Source organism: Sphingobacterium siyangense, assembly GCF_007830445.1.
Classification (GTDB): Bacteria; Bacteroidota; Bacteroidia; order Sphingobacteriales; family Sphingobacteriaceae; genus Sphingobacterium; species Sphingobacterium siyangense.
In genome coordinates this window covers 128,397-145,934 of record NZ_VLKR01000005.1, presented here as the reverse complement: position 1 = coordinate 145,934, position 17,538 = coordinate 128,397, and the positions used below count along the sequence as shown (strand labels likewise).

Genomic DNA, 17,538 nt, shown 5'->3' with positions numbered 1-17,538 from the left:
GCTCGTTGAGATACTTCAAATAATACGTTTTATGAAGCGAAAGTTTGTCCTTTTGCGGTTCATAATTGGTGTGACAAATATATGTCTAAAAGACATTTCCACCAACCTGCACTATCCTGTCTAAATGAGCAAATAGAACATAAAAAAGGTCGGACAAATACTGCCCGACCGTAACATTATATCAATACAAATTAATTGCCATCTGGTTTGATAACACTATTGATCAAACTTGGCGGCCAATACCAAGTTTTAAAATCATCTGGTTGCTGCGGATCAAAGTCCTGAAAATCGACGATATGGTCTGCTATCTTCAAGTTGTTTTCTTTAATTCCTGTGAGCACCATTTTAGCGATCTCATAGGCACCATAGGGATTGAAATGGGTATTATCGGCCAAATCATTTTTTTGATTTGGAAAAGTATGCGCAGGATAGTGAACAAATGCTTGTTTAGACTGCTCAACTCCTAATGCCTCGTAAAACAAACTCGTTTTCTGATTAAGATCTATCAAAGGCACCTGAAGTTCTGCTGCGACCTTCCGAGCCGCATCGGGAAAATCACCTAATGTCTGCAACAGTTTTCCTTGTCCATCAAATGCTCGTCGTGCTGTGGAGGTTAAGATAACTGGCAGGCCACCTTTTGCCCGAAATTCACGTACAAAATAACGTAAACGATCACTATAGCCCTTATAAGCACCTGCATTTTCTCCTTTTTCCTTTTGATCATTGTGCCCAAATTCAATAAATAAATAATCTCCAGGCTTGGCAACAGAGAGAATTTTTTCCAATCTTTTTGAGGACAAAAACGAACTTAGTGCCAGTCCAGATTCCGCATGATTAGCAATGGCCACACCTGCATCAAAAAATCGAGGAATCATTTGTCCCCAGGACGCCCAGGGCTCATCCTCTTGATTAACTACCGTCGAGTTCCCTGCTAAAAATACAGTCGCGACATTGCTTACCGACTCGATTCGAATGGTCGAAATACAATTTGTTTGCTGGAACTCCAAAGTCAACTTATTATCCCAGTCGAGTTTTTGCAGCTCCCTTGGCTTCTTCAATGCTACAGTTTCGCCAGAAACAATCTTTGGATCTTTGATATGTACAATAAAGGTCCTATCGAAAGATTTATTAGGTAATACCTCTTGGTTTTCGATCTGCAGCCTCCGGGATTCAGAACGTACGGTACTGCGGTAAGGCTTATCGTTCAAACCCTGATAGGTAATCGTAATTTTATAATTGCCTTCAGGAACTCTTACCGAAAAATAAAATGGCTTTTCGCTGAAAAGGCTTTTGTTATTTGAATCAATCCTGACATCTTGTTCTGTTGAAAATTCAAAACCATACCCTTGCTTATCCTTATAGGCTTGTGCTTCCCTTAAAGAAATTACAGTCTGGTTTTTCTTAGTACCACCAAAGCGAAATTCCCTGACAATCTGTTCGGCAAATAAAACATGGCAACAGACCTGTATAAAAAATGTGATCGTTAAGATTAATCTCTTCATCTCTAAGTTTTATTAATTTAGGAGACTCAAATATAATTTTTCCAATTGGTCAGACCACCCTGCGCTTACCTGTGCCTCCCTTTCGCCAACAGTTCAGGACAGCTAATCGCCTAATTTTCCGCACCTTTAATCATCATATAATAATTGGTATAATTATTCTTAATTTTAGGTTTTTAATAAAAGGTTTCCTCACCCCCGTTTGGAAACTTTTTATTTTTTAAAACTGGTCGTAACCATATAAATACACTCCTACCGATATATTAGAAAATGACTTCACAGGTACCGACAGCAATGAAAGCGAACAGAAGGTTCTTTCTAGCCAATAACATCAGACACTTTCAAAAAAAATAGGCCAGGCAAAAATCGCCTGACCTCTCACGATAACTAATAAAAAAACTAAATTCTTATTCCTATTATTGAAATTAATGTATTTTTTTGCCTGCCCTAAAATAACGGAGTTCAATAATGTCATTTGGAATAGGCTGCTTATTCCAATGATCGTGAATAACCAGAGCTGCACCAAGTGCCGTAGCTTGTGCCATTGATGCACCAAAAACTTCACTATTTGGAAAAGCTTGCGCTAATAACGTCATATAAATTACATTACGGCTAAATCCACCATCTACAAATATCCGTTGTACACCATTCTTTTGAAGAATCAAAGATGTCGCTTTTATCTGAGCCTTTACGAGATGCATCATCAAGACATGATACGCCTCAATATGAGTATTGAAATGTGTCAAATCTATCGAAGCAAATGCATCCAATTGGTCCGACACCTCCATCACTTGATATTTTTCAATAATTTCCCAATCGAGGCCAATCTGTTTGAATTTTCCAGTTGACACTTGAAAAAATTGAGCAATACGTTTGACTTGCTCTTCATGCTCATAACCGGCAAATAACCGCGATGCTTTTACAGACCGACCTGTATAGGTCATATACATCAAGCAATCTTGATTCAATTCATCTTTTGTCAAAGATTCTGTATTAAATGGATTGAATGAAATGCACCAAGTCCCCGTTGAAATCAATACAAAAGGTTCATGGAAATTGAGCAGGTAAGGAATCAAAGCCGAAGAACTATCGTGTAGCCCACTTCCAACTAGATAACCACTTCCTGGAAAAGTTGCCCTGAAGAGCTGATCTCCTTGAACGATAGGTGCCATTTTTTGTAAAATGCCTGTATCAAAAACCCACTGATGGTAATTATTTTTCTTAAAATCCCACAATGCTGTATGGCAACCTATACTTGTCATATCGGCATAGGGTTGTCCTGAAATTAAATAACTCAAATATTGTGGAAGATGTAACGCCCATTTGACTTCCTTAAACAGCGCTGGCTTTAATTTAAACAAACGATAGATCTGTAGCCCAGAATTAAGACTTCCCAAACTCGGAGACGAAGTTTCCAATGCGAATCTATCTTTTCCACCATATTGTGCATAGAAAGACTCCAGCAGTTTTTTGGGATATTCCTTTAAATAGTTATATAATGGTGTTAAAGGCCGCCCATCTTTATCAATGTAGACAAAACTCGCCCCATATGAAGTAAAATTAATCGCCTTAATCTCAAACTCACCTTTCCGAAAGACTTCATGTAATGAGTCAAAAACAGACAAACGTAAACTTTCTAAATTTTCACAGCTATCGCCATCTTCATCGGTAGTTTCTAAAAAACGAGCCGACCTCTCAAAAACAATCTGGTAATGCTCATTAAAGAGAAATAATTTCTTATTCGTCTTCCCGACGTCGAATATTGCAACTACTGGTATTGGTTTCCCCTTCATTCTTTTCCCTTGTTACAAACCAGTAGCTACAGAATTTATTCCGCGTTCTTCGATAAGTTTACTTCGTAAGTTTTCTTCGTTGAATAATCGAACTGGATTTAGTGCAGCACCACTTCTTAACCTTGCTTCTGCAACAAGCGGTCTGACATCAGTTCGAAACGCATCTTGCAAGATTTCCTGAGCTTTCACGATATCATTTGTCTGCTGTGCCTGTTTCAATGCTTTGCGATCAACTAACAAAGCCTGTGCATAGGCGATCTTAATCGCTTCAACTGATTGTAACAAATCGACCAAGGGATCTTTCAGGTTATGAGAAGCGTCAATCATCCAACCCAACCCTGTCGCATGGTCTATCCCATTCAAATCCATTCCATCGACCAATTCGTTGAATATCAGAAATAACTGATATGGCTTAATGCTGCCCGCTGTTAGATCGTCGTCAGCGTACTTACTATCGTTAAAATGAAAACCACCAAGCTTGCCCTCCATAAGCAATAGAGAAACAATCTGTTCAATGTTAGCATTGGGTAAATGGTGTCCCAAATCAACCAAAGTATAAGCTTTAGGACCTAATTTATTGGCCAATAGTAAGGATTGCCCCCAGTCTCCAATAGTTGTAGAATAGAAATATGGTTCAAAAGCTTTGTATTCCACAAACAATTTCCAATCGTCTGGTAGGTGCTTATAAATTTCACTTAAGCTAGACAATGTATTTTGAAATGCCTCTCTAAAACTCAACTGCCCTGGAAAAGATGAACCGTCAGCGAGCCAAACTGTAAGAGATTTAGATCCCAAAGCTTTTCCATAATTGATAACTTCAATATTGTGGGCAATAGCCTGTTCACGTACTTTAGGATTGACATGGTGAAGCGAACCAAATTTATAGCTGTATTCTTGTCCAGTCTGATCTTGAAATGTATTGGAATTCACTGCGTCAAATGCAATACCGAGTTTAGATGCCAATGATTTGATTTTTTCTGCATCCGAAGGGATATCCCAAGGTATATGTAAGGAAATAGCACCGCTTGATTTGTTGAGCGCGTGTAATAAGCCTACATCCGCTAACTTTTGCTCCAAAGTTCCGGGCTCACCCGCTCCGGAAAACCGCCCAAATCGAGTACCACCTGTTCCTAATGCCCAGCTTGGGATAGCAATTTGAAATTTCTGGAGTTTGTCCAAGATTTCCTCTGTGTCTGAAATATCTGCCGATACATAGTCAAAAGCTCGTGTATGTTTCTCCGCTAATTGGTTATTGTGCTGATCTATAATTTGTTTATCAAGAATCATAATATTATTGGTTATCGTCTAAAAATTCTTTAGGTGCCGTCTTAATTTTTCCCTTTCTGAACACGACACCTAAAGATATAAAAATTAGCGTACAAACGCCATTGCAACGCCTCCGTCAACGTTTAACAGATTCCCAGTAGACTTGCTCAGCAATCCACCCACAAAAGCAAAACATGCATTCGCAATATCTTGTGGAAGGATAATCTCATTTAACAAGGTTCTCTTTGCATAGTATGCAGGAAGTTCCGCAACAGTAATGCCATAGGCTTTAGCACGACCTTCTGCCCAACCCCCAGCCCAGATATTGCTATCTGAAATAACCGCATCGGGATTGACAACGTTTACACGCACTCCCACAGGACCCAATTCTGCTGCACATAAACGGCTCAAATGCAACTGGGCACCTTTTGCGCTTCCATACCCCGTATTGTTTGGTCCGCTAACCAAAGCATTTTTACTGACAATATTGATGATATCGCCACCGATTGCCTGCCCTTTTAATATTGACGTCACTCCTTGCGTAACCAAAAACTGGCCCTTTACCAATACATCGTACAATAAATCCCAATCCTTCTCCGTGTGGTCTTCGATTGTTTTTGAAATCGACAATCCAGCATTATTAACGACGATATCAATACCACCGAATGCTAAAGCCGCATCTTTCAAAGCACCTTTGATAGAATCTGCATTGGTTACATCAAGAATTGTAGCGATGACCGAGTCTGTTCCAAATTCGCCTACAAATTCGGCCTTACTCGATTCCAACCGTTCTGCGTTAATATCATTTAAGACAATCACAGCGCCTTCTTGAGCCATCTTTTTAGCGATTGCTTTTCCAATACCACCACCACTGCCAGTAACCAAAGCAATTTTTCCAGAAAGTGCCTTGGGTTTTGGCATGCGCTGCAACTTTGCTTCTTCTAGCAACCAATACTCAATATCAAATGCCTCTTGACGAGGTAATGCGGTATATTCGCTTACAGCCTCAGCGCCTTTCATTACATTGATTGCATTGGTATAGAATTCCGCTGCCACCCGTGCAGTCTGTTTGTCTTTCGCAAATGCGAACATACCTACACCTGGATACAGAACAATTACCGGGTTTTTATCACGTACAGCTGGACTGTTTTCATGTTTGCAGTTTTCATAATATTGCGCATACATGTCACGGTAATCTTCGAATAATGGCGCCAATTTCGCTTTGAGCTCCTCAACGTTGTCTAAATCTTCTGATTTAGACAAATTCAACACCAATGGTTGGATTTTAGTCCTTAAGAAGTGGTCCGGGCAACTGGTACCAAGTGGAGCTAAACGTGCTAAATCATTGGAATTGATAAATTCCAATACGCGTTCATCGTCGGTGAAATGCCCTATCATATGGCGCTCACTGGAACAGAAACCTCTTAAAACCGGCGCCAGTTTAGCCGCTTGTGCAGTTCTTTCTTCCTTGCCCAAGCTAATCACTTTTTGTCCACCAAAGACAGGTGCTTTTTTACCATAATTCTGCTCAAGATATTCTGCACAGGCTTCAATGACATCCAACGAATTAACATAACATTCGTATGCTGTATCGCCCCAGGTAAACAAACCATGAGAGCCTAACATAATACCTCGGATTCCTGGATTCTCCTCCAAACAAGCTCTTAACTGCAGGCCTAAATCAAATCCCGGTCGTTGCCAGTCTACCCAGCCGATGGTCCCATTAAAAAGCTCTTGCGTGATTGTCTTTCCATCTTTGGCCGCGGCAATGGCAATTGCCGCATCGGGATGTAAGTGGTCGATATGTTTGAATGGCAGGAATCCATGCAATGGTGTATCAATAGATGGAGCTTTAGATGATAGATCATAGATACAGTGGTTAAATAATTCAACCATTTCATCTTCGTGATCTAATCCACGATAGACATTTTCCAAATTACGTAGACGTTGGAGATACAAAGCCGCCAAACCGGATTTTTTCAAAGTTCCGATATCACCTCCTGAGCCTTTGATCCACATCACCTCCACTTCTTCACCTGTCAAAGGATCTTTTTCAGAAACTTTGCACGAGGTATTTCCCCCGCCATAATTTGTGATCCTTAAATCTGCACCTAAAATATTCGAACGATATAACAGTAAAGCTACTTCATCACCGCTTAGTGCCTGAGCTTTCTCATCGTCCCATAAGTAATTGACATGTTTGTACGTTTTCACTTCTTCTATATTTATTTAAATATTAATTTTCTAATGTCTTTGCAAACCCTACAATGCAAATAGAGATGATAATGGTTACAATTCCTCCGATTATAGAACGATAAGTCGCACGATCCACACCTTTCCATTCCTTGAGTGCAACCCCCCAAGCATTTGAAATGAGAATGATAAATGCCATATGCAAGATCCAGGAGCTGGCTCCATTTCCTAAACGGCTTTCGCCCATACCATAAAAGAAAAACTGCAGATACCAAGTCGTTCCCGCTATCGCACATAAAAGGAAATTTTTGCCTTTTGGCACATCGGACTTTGTATAATCCCCAAAAGTTCTATTCTTAAACAATAAGTAAAGGCACCAAAGAAAGTTCGTCACAAAGCCACCCCAAAGGATTACAATATAGGTGACGTTATTTTGATAGAGAAATTCTCCTTGATTTGGATTAGTAGCCTTCCATAAGTTGTTAGCCACATCAGCCATCGGCTTTCCAGCCTCTATTCCAAAATTGAAACAAGCACTTAATATCCCCGATATAATAGCCACAACGATACCCAATCCAAAATTGTAATCAGACTTGCTTTCAGATGATAATGCAGATAAATGCTTCTCCTTTGACACTCCAGCCTTCCCACATAAAAACACACCAAGCACGCACACTAAAAGTCCTATGAGAATACAAATACCGGAATGTGTTGTAAAAAAATAGTCTATACCATGTTTGCCTGCAGTCTTATTGAAAAAATAATAAATACTTGGCATCAAGGATCCAAAAACCATGCTAAGTCCCAAAATGATACTACTTCCCAAAGATACACCGAGGTAACGTACACCAAGTCCATAGGTCAGTCCCCCAATCCCCCAGAGTAATCCAAATAAAAAAGTGTAGCCTACAATGGAACTATTCGTATCTTGGATAATTTCTACAAAATTTGGGATCGTCAACATTGCCGCTATCGGCGGAACGATCACCCATGAAAAAAGTCCACCTAATATCCACATGGATTCCCAGGACCAGCCTTTCACTTTCTTATACGGCACATAAAAACTACCAGACGCGAAACCGCCTATAAAATGGAATATAACTCCGAAAACAGCATTCATTGTGTATCTTTTTAGGTATTACAAAAACTAAATTAAATGATTTGATGGGAGGAACTGTTATGCACTGTTATGCCACATAACCAAGACAGTTGCCCTATACAAGATAATTTATTTAAACGGCATCTACAGCTTACAGTAAATTTTGATTACTTTTAGTTACTTATTATAAATACTTCCTTGAAAAAATATTTGTTATTCATAGATACCGAAACATCCGGGCTGCCGAAAAAATGGAATAAAAAGTACACCGACAGCGACAACTGGCCGCATATATTGCAATTGGCTTGGATTATTTTTGACGAAGAACGCAATGAAGTTAAACGTACGAATAAATATATTTATGAACCGCTAATACCAATCAGTCCCGCTTCAGAGCAAATACACGGATTGACTCCCCCTTTTTTAATGAAGCACGGCGAAAAGAAAAAAGAGGTGTTGCGTAAACTGAGTCATGACATCAAAAAATATAAACCGCAAATCGTTGGACATTTTCTTTCATTTGATTTGCAGGTATTATCTGCTGAATTCTATCGTTCCAATCTTCCGCTCCCATTTTGCGACTTAAAATACTTTTGCACCTTGCTGCATAGCAAAAGGTATGTTAGAAACCCACATATGGTCCATCTTCCGCTTTCATTATTACATGAATCGCTTTTCCTGGCTCTTCCCGAAAATATACATGATGCGGAGAAAGATGCTGAGATCACAGCGAAATGTTATTTTGAAATGATCCAACGAAAAGATCTCTCCGATCAAGAAATTCTAAACCAACAAACTGAGTTCGATAATCTTTTTTAATGCCGTATTCATGGAAAAAAACGAATCCCTCCTATCCTTGCTGAAATCGACCCAACCATTTCAGGTATTGCCCGAAACCCTTCAGCTAAGTATTGTCGATATACTCTATGAACATCGCTTCTCCAAAGACACCTTGGTGTATCGACAGAATATTACCGATATGGATGGAGTAGACTTAATCTTCGAAGGAGAATACGAAACATTTTTCTTAGATGCTTCAGATAATAAACGATTAGTCGAAATCCATCATATGCCTTATTGCTTTGGCGGTATTTCAGTCTTATTGAATCGAACAAAAGCGTTAAAATCTGTCATCGCTAAAAAAGGTACAATCATCTATCGATTACCGCGGAAAAATTTCATTGAGCTTTGTAATGCCAATGAAGAGTTCTTTCATTTTTTCACCAATTCTTTTGGAAAAAGGATGTTAGATGAGGAGTTTTCACACTTTGTAAAATCCCCAGCTTCTTTTGAGGAGAGCTACTTTGCTGCGGATCAATTGTACTCGCGAAAGATAGAACATATCACTTACAAAGATATTGTTGCCTGTACCGCTGAAACCCCCATTTTTGAGGTTGCAAAGATGATGGCCAAACAAAAGGTAAGTTGTGTGTTTATCCAAAACAAAAATGGTATCATCGGCTATGCTACTGATATGACCTTGCGGGATAATGTCGTTGCGCAACAAATCGCTGTCGACCGCGCGATTATCGAAGTGATGGACAACCCAATTGTTAGTATCTCTGATCAAGCTTACCTGTATGAGGCTGTACTAAAAATGTTCCGAACGAAATCAAGATACCTGCTCGTTGAAAAAGAAGGGAACTACGTTGGATTCCTAAGCCGTAACAGATTATTGAGTGAGCAAGGGCAATCGCCACTCGTATTTATTCAATCTGTCAAACTAGCAGAAACTTTAGACGAATTGCGCGAAAAGTGGAACAACGTTCCAGAAATTATCCATCAACTGCTCGGCAGAGGAGTAAATGCCGAAATTGCCAATCAGGTGATTACAACTGTAGCGGACAGTATTGCACTAAAAGTAATCGAAAAAGTAATCGAAGAGATGGGCGAACCGCCGGCAAAGTTTGTCTTCATGGTGACTGGTAGTGAAGGAAGAAAAGAACAAACGCTGATGACAGATCAGGATAATGCGATTATTTATGAAGATAAAGCCAATGAACAACGCGAGCTCGTCCGAGCGTATTTTTTGAATTTTGCAAGTCGTGTATCTGATCATTTAAATACAATAGGTTTCAGTTATTGTACAGGAGGATATATGGCCAGCAATCCTGAATGGACACATTCACTATCACATTGGAAAAACAACTACAAAAAATGGATCGAGGAAAGCATCCCCGAAAATGCAATTAAGTTCTCCACATTCTTTGACTGCCGACGATTATATGGCGACCAAGAGATTATAGATCAACTTAAAGAGTTTCTAAATGTCGAATTACAAAAACCTAATGAGCGCTTTTTTACATTTATCGCAAAAAATGCCCTACAATATGAACCTCCCTTGACATTTTTTAAGGCGATCAAAACGCAAACCATCGGATCCTCTGAAGTCTTCAACATCAAAAAAGCTATGACACCTATTGTCGATTTGGTTCGTGTATATGCCCTGAAAAACCGAATTTATGAAGAAAATACAGGTGGAAGACTCAAGCAGTTACTCGAATTGGGGATTTTCACGCAGGAACAATATGAAGAATTACATCAATCTTACTACTATCTGATGTCGATTCGCCTAAAAAATCAAGCGAATCAGATTCGGATAGCCAAACTTAGCCCAAACAATTATGTACCGATGGACAGCTTGACAAATATTGAAAAGGCAACCATTAAGGAAATATTTAAAACGATCAATAACTTTCAGCTTGGAATTAAAGTAAAATTCACCAGTAACCTCTTTGGGTAATGGCCCATTTTAATGACTCGGTACGACTGGAAGAATTTTCCCATCTGTACCAAACAGCAATTTGTCCATACAAACTTCCCGGTTATACCCAGCAGCTTCGCCCATCGTAATTCCCTTGGGATAGTTAAATCGATGATAAACAATGTACCATTCGTCTTTTCCTGACAGCTGCAATACCGAATTGTGCCCCGTGCCATAAATTCCAAGAGCAACATCTTTCTGCAAAATAAGATTATCTTCGGGGATTTGAATGGGTCCCAAAGGAGAAGTCGAAGTTCCATAACGAACCCGATAATTTTCGCTACGTGTATCATTTTCCGACCATAGGAAATAATAAATCCCTTTCCGGAAAAAGACATAAGTTCCTTCACGGAATGTTCTATCGGGGGTCAATAATTTGATCGTATTTTCCTTGATTGTCACCATGTCCTTATTAAGTTCGGCTACAGCAAGATGACCATTTCCCCAATAAAGATAACTCTTATTGGTTTTGGGATCAGTGAAAACAGCCGGATCGATCTCTTGACCTCCCTTTACGCCATTTGGTTTGAAGTCTATCAGCGGTTTACCGGAATCCTTAAAAGGCCCGATTGGCGAGTCTGCTACTGCAACACCGATTTTCTGAGCTGCTGTAAAATAATAATAATATTTATACACACCCTTGACTTTCTTCTCTGCGATCGTCGGCGCCCAGGCATGGTGGTTGCCCCATAGTACATCTTTTTTTAAATCTAATACCACTCCCTCATCTTTCCATGCTATCAAATCAGTAGAAGAAAAGGTTTTGAAGTAATATCCACCCCAACCGTCAAAGCCATCACTCGTTGGATAGATATAATATTTCTTTGTCTTATTAGAGTACAATACATCTGGATCCGCGTAAAATCCCTCCAATATAGGATTTTTCACATTGTTCAATGTGATATCAGCTGGTTTTCCCCAATGTTGTATCAATTTATTCAACTCATTTCTTGAAAGCGGTAAAATAGTGCCATGTCTAGGATGAAAATCCATATCAATCTGTTGATCTATTGCTTTAAAATGATCTAGATCCTGAGATTCACAAAACTGGTATTTCCCCTTTTTATAAACATCATACATCAAGATATAGGTGTCTGATTGATTGCGTTTAAAAATCCCAGATCCTTCCACATCGTCTGCTGTTGCCTGTTTATAACCAGGTTGTTCAACCCATTTCCCCGAAGTCAATGAATCTGTGATCGCCTGTTTTATCCCTTTCCCGTTCCCCTCAGTTTTATAAAACAAATGGAATAAGCCGTTTTTAACAATAATATCCCCATCTATACAAGATTGACCGTTTTTAGGCAAGAACAACACCTTAGGTTCACCCTCTAGATCCGTAAAATCGCGATTAGCATAGGCATAATAAATCACATCGGGTTGATCTCCATATTTCATGGACCAGTAAACCATATATTTACCTACACTTGGATCAAATATAGTCTGGGGCGCCCAAACCCTTTTTAAGTCTTTCTGCCCTTGATAACGTTGTTGGATGTTAATCACATGATGCTCCCAGTGGATCAAATCTGTAGATTTTAACAAAACCATGGCTCGGTTAGAATCCCATCCTTTGGATGCCGTCATATCCGTTAGCACCATATAAAATGATTTTCCGTCCTCGGCCCGTAAAATATGTGGATCCCTTACGCCACCTGTACTGCTGATGCGTTTAGAATCCAATATGGGCTGATTATTGTTCAGTGCCCTGAATGTATAACCGTCAGTACTAATCGCAAAACATACGGCCTCATCCGCAATTGCATTACCTTTAAAATAGGTAAATAGATAACCCGCAAAATCTTTTTCCGATGGTCCAGCTTTATATTCCTGTGCCGATACGGAACACAAGGCAGCCATCATCAAACCAACAACTCCCATGAGGGATATCAACTTTCTTTTATTCATAAAAAGGTTATTTCATTTGTAAATAGCACATTACTATACCGCGGTTGTTACCCACCCAAATGCGACCGTAACGCTCCCATTTTGTTTTTTTACCTGTGCAAACACGTTATGTGCAAATAGAATCAGGGTAGTAAAAAAGAGTCTACGGATATTCATCTTATTTAACGGACATTTTAATCAAGGTCAAGGAATAGGGTTCAAATGTTTCAACAATCGTCTTTCCCTTATAAGTTACCGTATTTTGTTTTGGACGGATGTTCAATGGTTCCTCGATACTGTTACTCAGGTTGAGGTTGGCGTTGGCCAACGTGATTTTCTCTGCTGTCGCAGCAGGCTTTTTCTTCGAATCTATGTCGAGGTTCACTTTCATCGGTTTACTGTTGTAATTGACGACTTTCACGATAAGCTGTTGCGCAGCTGCATCAAATACTGCAGAAGCATATAGGCTATCTTTGCCAGCAACGAATTCACCATCCCGTTTGATCGGAACAATGCTTGTCCCTTTATTGGTAGCATATAATTTTTGCACGTGGTAGCTCGGTGTTCCATATACCTGCAAGTTATCCACCCAAATTAAATCCGGTGACCACTGCCAGCCATCGACATGACCGAATAATGGCGCATAAGATGCCATCTCTACCACGTCGCCATTTCGTTCCAGGCCCGTCATGAAAGCGGCTTCCGAGAGGGCCGCCTCCCAGGTACTTTTCCCTGGGCCGTTTGGTCGCGTCGTATGCGAAGCATATTCCCCTGCGAAAATTTTCGCCCCATTTCTAGCGTAATTATCATAGCGATTGGCGCTCGACAGAAACCAGGATGGTGGACGGTAATAATGTTCATCAATGATATTGATATTCATCGCCCGCAGCTTATCATTTAAGAAGTCAAAACGATCTCCTTCGGGATCAGTGCCCGAACTGGCGATAATTTTGATCTCAGGATGCTTTTCGTTTAACGCTTTCTTGAAGACGGTCAACCGCTCGATGTATTGCGGACCCCAATTTTCATTTCCAACTCCCAGCATTTTGAGGTGGAAAGGTTCAGGGTGCCCCATATCCGCCCGTAATTTCCCCCATTTTGTATCTGTTGGGCCATTGGCAAATTCAATCAGGTCCAAAGCGTCTTGAACATAGGTATCAAGTTCGTCCAATGGTACAAGTTCTCCGGTATTAAATTGGCAGGCCATACCGCAATTGAGAATGGGAACTGGAGATGCTCCAATATCTTCTGCGAGTAAAAAGTATTCATAAAATCCTAAACCAAAAGTCTGAAAATAATCAGGTGTCAGCCGATGGCTGAATTCGGTATTCCACCGGTTGATAATCAATTCCCTTTCCGTTATTGGTCCAACAGTTTTTTTCCATTGAAAGCGATTAGCCAAATCTTTCCCTTCAACAATACAGCCTCCGGGAAAACGGATAAAGCCGGGTTTCATATCGGCAAGCATCTGAACCATATCTTTACGCAACCCCTTCGGTCTCCCTTTCCAGGTGTCTACTGGAAATAACGAAAGCATATCCACGTCTAACGTACCCGCCCCTGTAAACCAAACATTTAATTTGGCTTTATCTGTCGTTTGGTTGACAGGAAATTTGACTGCAGCTTCAGACCATGATCCGACGGGTTCAAGTGGAAGTTCAGCTGCACCAATAACCTTATTCTGTTGATCGAGCAACTCAACATGGATTTTCATCCCCTTAGCAGCATTTTGATATTGTACAGAAAACTCATATGCTGCACCCGCTTTCACACCCATTCCTCTAAAGCCTTCATTTTGTAGCCCTAATTTCAGATTAGCCGCATTGTTTATCCTTAAATAACGTTTGTTGCCTTTACGTTTACTATCGTTTAACAGCAGGTAGCTTCCCTCAGGGCCATTTTCAAGCTTTTTCCAGCCCATCCAAGGCTGATCAAACTCAAATGATCTATTCTTTACCAATTCCGCATAGATTCCCCCATCAGCACCAAGATTGATATCTTCAAAAAAGACGCCCCACATATGCGGCGATATTTTGCCTGTAGGTTTATCCAATGCAATATTTAATGTTATCGGTGACTGTGCCATTGCTGAAGAGCCCAAGCTCGCTAACAGTAACAGTGTCGACACTACTCTTTTCATCCCTATATGTATTTGTTCAACAATAATTTATCATTTCAGGTTTTTAAACCAGCTATAACAGCATAAATAGGGTAGCACAACATGACAACCCTATCAAAATTGGCTGTTATATTAATTCCAATACAATAACTGAAAATGCCGGAATGTCCACTTCAATGGCACCATTCACTGCCTTTGCCTTATTGTACACAACAGGTTTAATTGTTGTGGGTTTTTGGAAGGAATTATAATCGCGTAGATTCTCCGCAGTAAGGATTCGGCCTGAAATTTTTGCAGCTTTCACTGAACCGAGATCCACACGTACCTTATTATTCTTTTTCGGGTCAATATTTACCAAGGAGATATGAGTACGGCCCTGCTTGTCTTGTGACGCTGAAACCGAAACGGCCGGAATTTTTTCCTGGTTAAATTCAAAATCCGTTGATTGAAGGGAAATAGGAATTAACTTGGCATCCTGATGTACCTTATACATTTCCATCACATGATAAGTCGGCGTCAAAATCATATTCTTTCCTTCTGTCAGGATAACAGCTTGCAATACATTCACGGCTTGGGCAAGATTGGCCATCTTCACCCGGCGAGCATGATTGTTAAAGATATTGAGTGTCATTCCTGCAATCATGGCATCACGCATGGTATTTTGTTGGTAGAGAAAGCCCGGATTCGTACCAGGTTCTACCGCATACCAGCCGCCCCATTCGTCTACGATCAGATCCACCAGTCCTTTCGGATCATATTTGTCCATGATGGCGATATTCTTTTCCACGAGCTCATTCATAAACCAAGCTGATTTCATGGTTTTAAAATACTCCTCCTCCGAATATTGCGTTGCAGAGCCTTTGTCGTCCCAGTTGATCACGGCATAGTGATGAAGTCCCATACCTTTCATCAAACCACTCGGAATTTTCTTCATGAGTGTCTCCGTCCAATTGTAATCTGCACTATTAGCTCCTGATGCTATCCGATACAAACCACTTCCATTGGTCCAATCCGACATAAAAGTGGCGTATTTGCGATAAATGTCGGTATAGTAATCGGCAGTCATATTTCCGCCACAGCCCCAGGCTTCATTTCCTACGCCCCAGATTTTCACCTTCCAAGGATCTTGCCGACCATTTTTTCGTCGCCAATCCGACATGGGGCTCTCGCCTTTAAAATTCACATATTGAACCCAGTCGGCAAGTTCCTGCACCTCACCGCTCCCCACATTTCCCGCCAGATAAGGCTCTGCACCCAACAATTCACACATATTGAGAAAATCGTGTGTACCAAAAGAGTTATCCTCTGTCACGCCGCCCCACCAATTGTTTACGATAGCAGGACGCTGGGCTTTGGGGCCAACGCCATCCTTCCAATGATACGTATCGGCAAAACATCCACCCGGCCAACGTAAATTGGGAATGTTCAAATTCTTAAGGGCTTCGATAACATCTTTCCGGACACCATCAGCATGCGGAATTGAGTCATTTTTCTCACCGACATAAAATCCATCATAAATACAGCGTCCCAAATGTTCCGCAAAATGTCCATAGATATGTCGACTTATAATCTGCTCCTGCTGCGGCGTTTCTAATCTTACACTACTCTGTCCATACAGTAATCCAGTGGCCAGCGTAAAAACAACGCCTAATTTTAATCTTAGCTTCATCATATAGATTTAATTATTTCACACTGAACTGGTAGGTTGTTTTTGAACTATATTTTTCTCCAGGTTTTAACACCGTTGATGCAAAATTGGGGTGATTTGGTGCATCTGGAAAATGTTGTGTCTCCAAACAGAAAGCAGAACGGAATGGATACACTTTTCCCTCTTTCCCTTTAGGGTCCGAATCTTTCATAAAATTACCACTATAAAACTGTAAACCAGGTTCGGTTGTGTAGATGTCCATTTCAATACCTGTTTTCGCGGCATACACCTGTGCGACTTTCTGGAAACCATCCTTCTTGTTGAGTTCAAAATTATGGTCATAGCCCTTTCCAATCTTCAGTTGTGCATTTTCATCTTCAATACGAGTACCAATACGTGTAGGTTTTGTAAAATCGAATGCGGTGCCCGCTACAGGCAAACTCTTTCCAGTTGGGATCAACGTACTGTCAACTTCGGTAATTGCCTTTGCATCAATTTGAAGTTCATGATCCAAAATAGAAGAATCTCCAGCCCCATTGAGGTTAAAATACGCGTGGTTGGTCAGATTTAAGACCGTCTCTTTATCTGTTGTCGCCTGATAGGCTATAGCCAAAGCACCATTTTCCTCCAGGGTATAGGTAACCTCCATCTTGACCGTTCCCGGATAACCCGCTTCTTTATCAGGTGAAGTATAGGCTAATGTGATTGATGTCGAAGTGCTACTGACGACATCCCACACTTTATTGTAAACGCCATTGGTACCGCCATGAAGTGAATTCTCGCCATCATTCTTTTCTAAAGAATAAACCTCTCCATTCAGTTTAAATGATGCTTTGCCAATCCGATTCCCGTAACGCCCTACAATTGCGCCGTAATAATTATTATAGTTATCCTTGTATTCTTTGGCCGAATCATAGCCCAAAATCACATCAGTCAATTTACCGTCTTTATCTGGCACTTTTAAACTCACCAGACGTGCACCATAATTTGTCAACGTAATGGCGAGTTTGTCGTTCTTGAGCTGGAACAGTTTAACTTCTTTACCATCAATCTGACTGTCGAAAGCCGGGCTGGAAGTAGAATCAGCCATCGTTGCTGCTTGCTTATTTTGAGTTGATGAAGATTGGCAGCCATAGGCCAATGAAGCACAAGTCAACAAACCAATAATAATTTTCTTATTCATCTGTAATTAAGTTTTACCCCATCGGTCTGATGGAGGCTTCCTAATTTTCATTAGGAATGGTTCATAATTTTTTAATTATTCAAATGG

General features: G+C 40.4%; 11 protein-coding genes. 2 read left to right on the top strand and 9 right to left on the bottom strand.

Annotated elements, in window-relative coordinates; all coding sequences use genetic code 11:
* Window positions 1–191: 191 nt before the first annotated feature.
* The 5 genes from IQ31_RS06865 to rhaT all read right to left on the bottom strand — a co-directional run bounded on the left by IQ31_RS06865 (window position 192) and on the right by rhaT (window position 7,871).
* Window positions 192–1,502, bottom strand: coding sequence for a rhamnogalacturonan acetylesterase (locus tag IQ31_RS06865; protein WP_088163087.1), 1,311 nt, complete (start codon window positions 1,500–1,502; stop codon window positions 192–194).
* Between the two features lie 422 nt (window positions 1,503–1,924).
* Entirely contained in the window at window positions 1,925–3,292 is a 1,368-nt protein-coding gene (locus IQ31_RS06860) for an FGGY-family carbohydrate kinase (protein WP_145327539.1), read from the bottom strand.
* Between the two features lie 12 nt (window positions 3,293–3,304).
* A complete protein-coding gene (locus tag IQ31_RS06855; RefSeq protein WP_088163089.1) occupies window positions 3,305–4,579 on the bottom strand; it encodes a sugar isomerase in 1,275 nt (424 codons plus the stop codon).
* An 84-nt stretch (window positions 4,580–4,663) separates the two neighbouring features.
* Window positions 4,664–6,772 (bottom strand): bifunctional aldolase/short-chain dehydrogenase, encoded by a 2,109-nt coding sequence (locus tag IQ31_RS06850; protein ID WP_145327538.1) that lies wholly within the window; start codon window positions 6,770–6,772, stop codon window positions 4,664–4,666.
* A gap of 22 nt (window positions 6,773–6,794) precedes the next feature.
* The gene (rhaT, locus tag IQ31_RS06845; protein ID WP_145327537.1) at window positions 6,795–7,871 is read right to left on the bottom strand and encodes an L-rhamnose/proton symporter RhaT; all 1,077 of its coding nucleotides are present in this window, start codon (window positions 7,869–7,871) and stop codon (window positions 6,795–6,797) included.
* A gap of 177 nt (window positions 7,872–8,048) precedes the next feature.
* Here rhaT and IQ31_RS06840 point away from each other — a divergent pair, with 177 nt between their 5' ends.
* Entirely contained in the window at window positions 8,049–8,669 is a 621-nt protein-coding gene (locus IQ31_RS06840; protein WP_157698585.1) for a 3'-5' exonuclease, read from the top strand.
* A gap of 10 nt (window positions 8,670–8,679) precedes the next feature.
* Window positions 8,680–10,593, top strand: coding sequence for a DUF294 nucleotidyltransferase-like domain-containing protein (locus IQ31_RS06835; RefSeq protein ID WP_145327536.1), 1,914 nt, complete (start codon window positions 8,680–8,682; stop codon window positions 10,591–10,593).
* A 9-nt stretch (window positions 10,594–10,602) separates the two neighbouring features.
* Here the strand turns inward: IQ31_RS06835 and IQ31_RS06830 are convergent, their stop codons facing one another.
* From IQ31_RS06830 to IQ31_RS06815, 4 genes are all read right to left on the bottom strand, one after another.
* Window positions 10,603–12,522 carry a glycoside hydrolase family 43 protein gene (locus IQ31_RS06830; protein ID WP_208734145.1) on the bottom strand — a complete coding sequence of 640 codons (1,920 nt, stop codon included), beginning with the start codon at window positions 12,520–12,522 and terminating at the stop codon, window positions 10,603–10,605.
* A gap of 157 nt (window positions 12,523–12,679) precedes the next feature.
* On the bottom strand, window positions 12,680–14,641 hold the full coding sequence (locus IQ31_RS06825) for an alpha-L-arabinofuranosidase C-terminal domain-containing protein (RefSeq protein WP_145327535.1): 1,962 nt from the start codon (window positions 14,639–14,641) through the stop codon (window positions 12,680–12,682).
* A gap of 106 nt (window positions 14,642–14,747) precedes the next feature.
* A complete protein-coding gene (locus IQ31_RS06820) occupies window positions 14,748–16,292 on the bottom strand; it encodes an alpha-N-arabinofuranosidase (RefSeq protein ID WP_244294389.1) in 1,545 nt (514 codons plus the stop codon).
* Window positions 16,293–16,302: 10 nt separating this feature from the next.
* Window positions 16,303–17,451, bottom strand: a complete 1,149-nt coding sequence (locus tag IQ31_RS06815) for an aldose epimerase family protein (protein WP_145327534.1) — start codon at window positions 17,449–17,451, stop codon at window positions 16,303–16,305.
* Window positions 17,452–17,538: the final 87 nt, after the last annotated feature.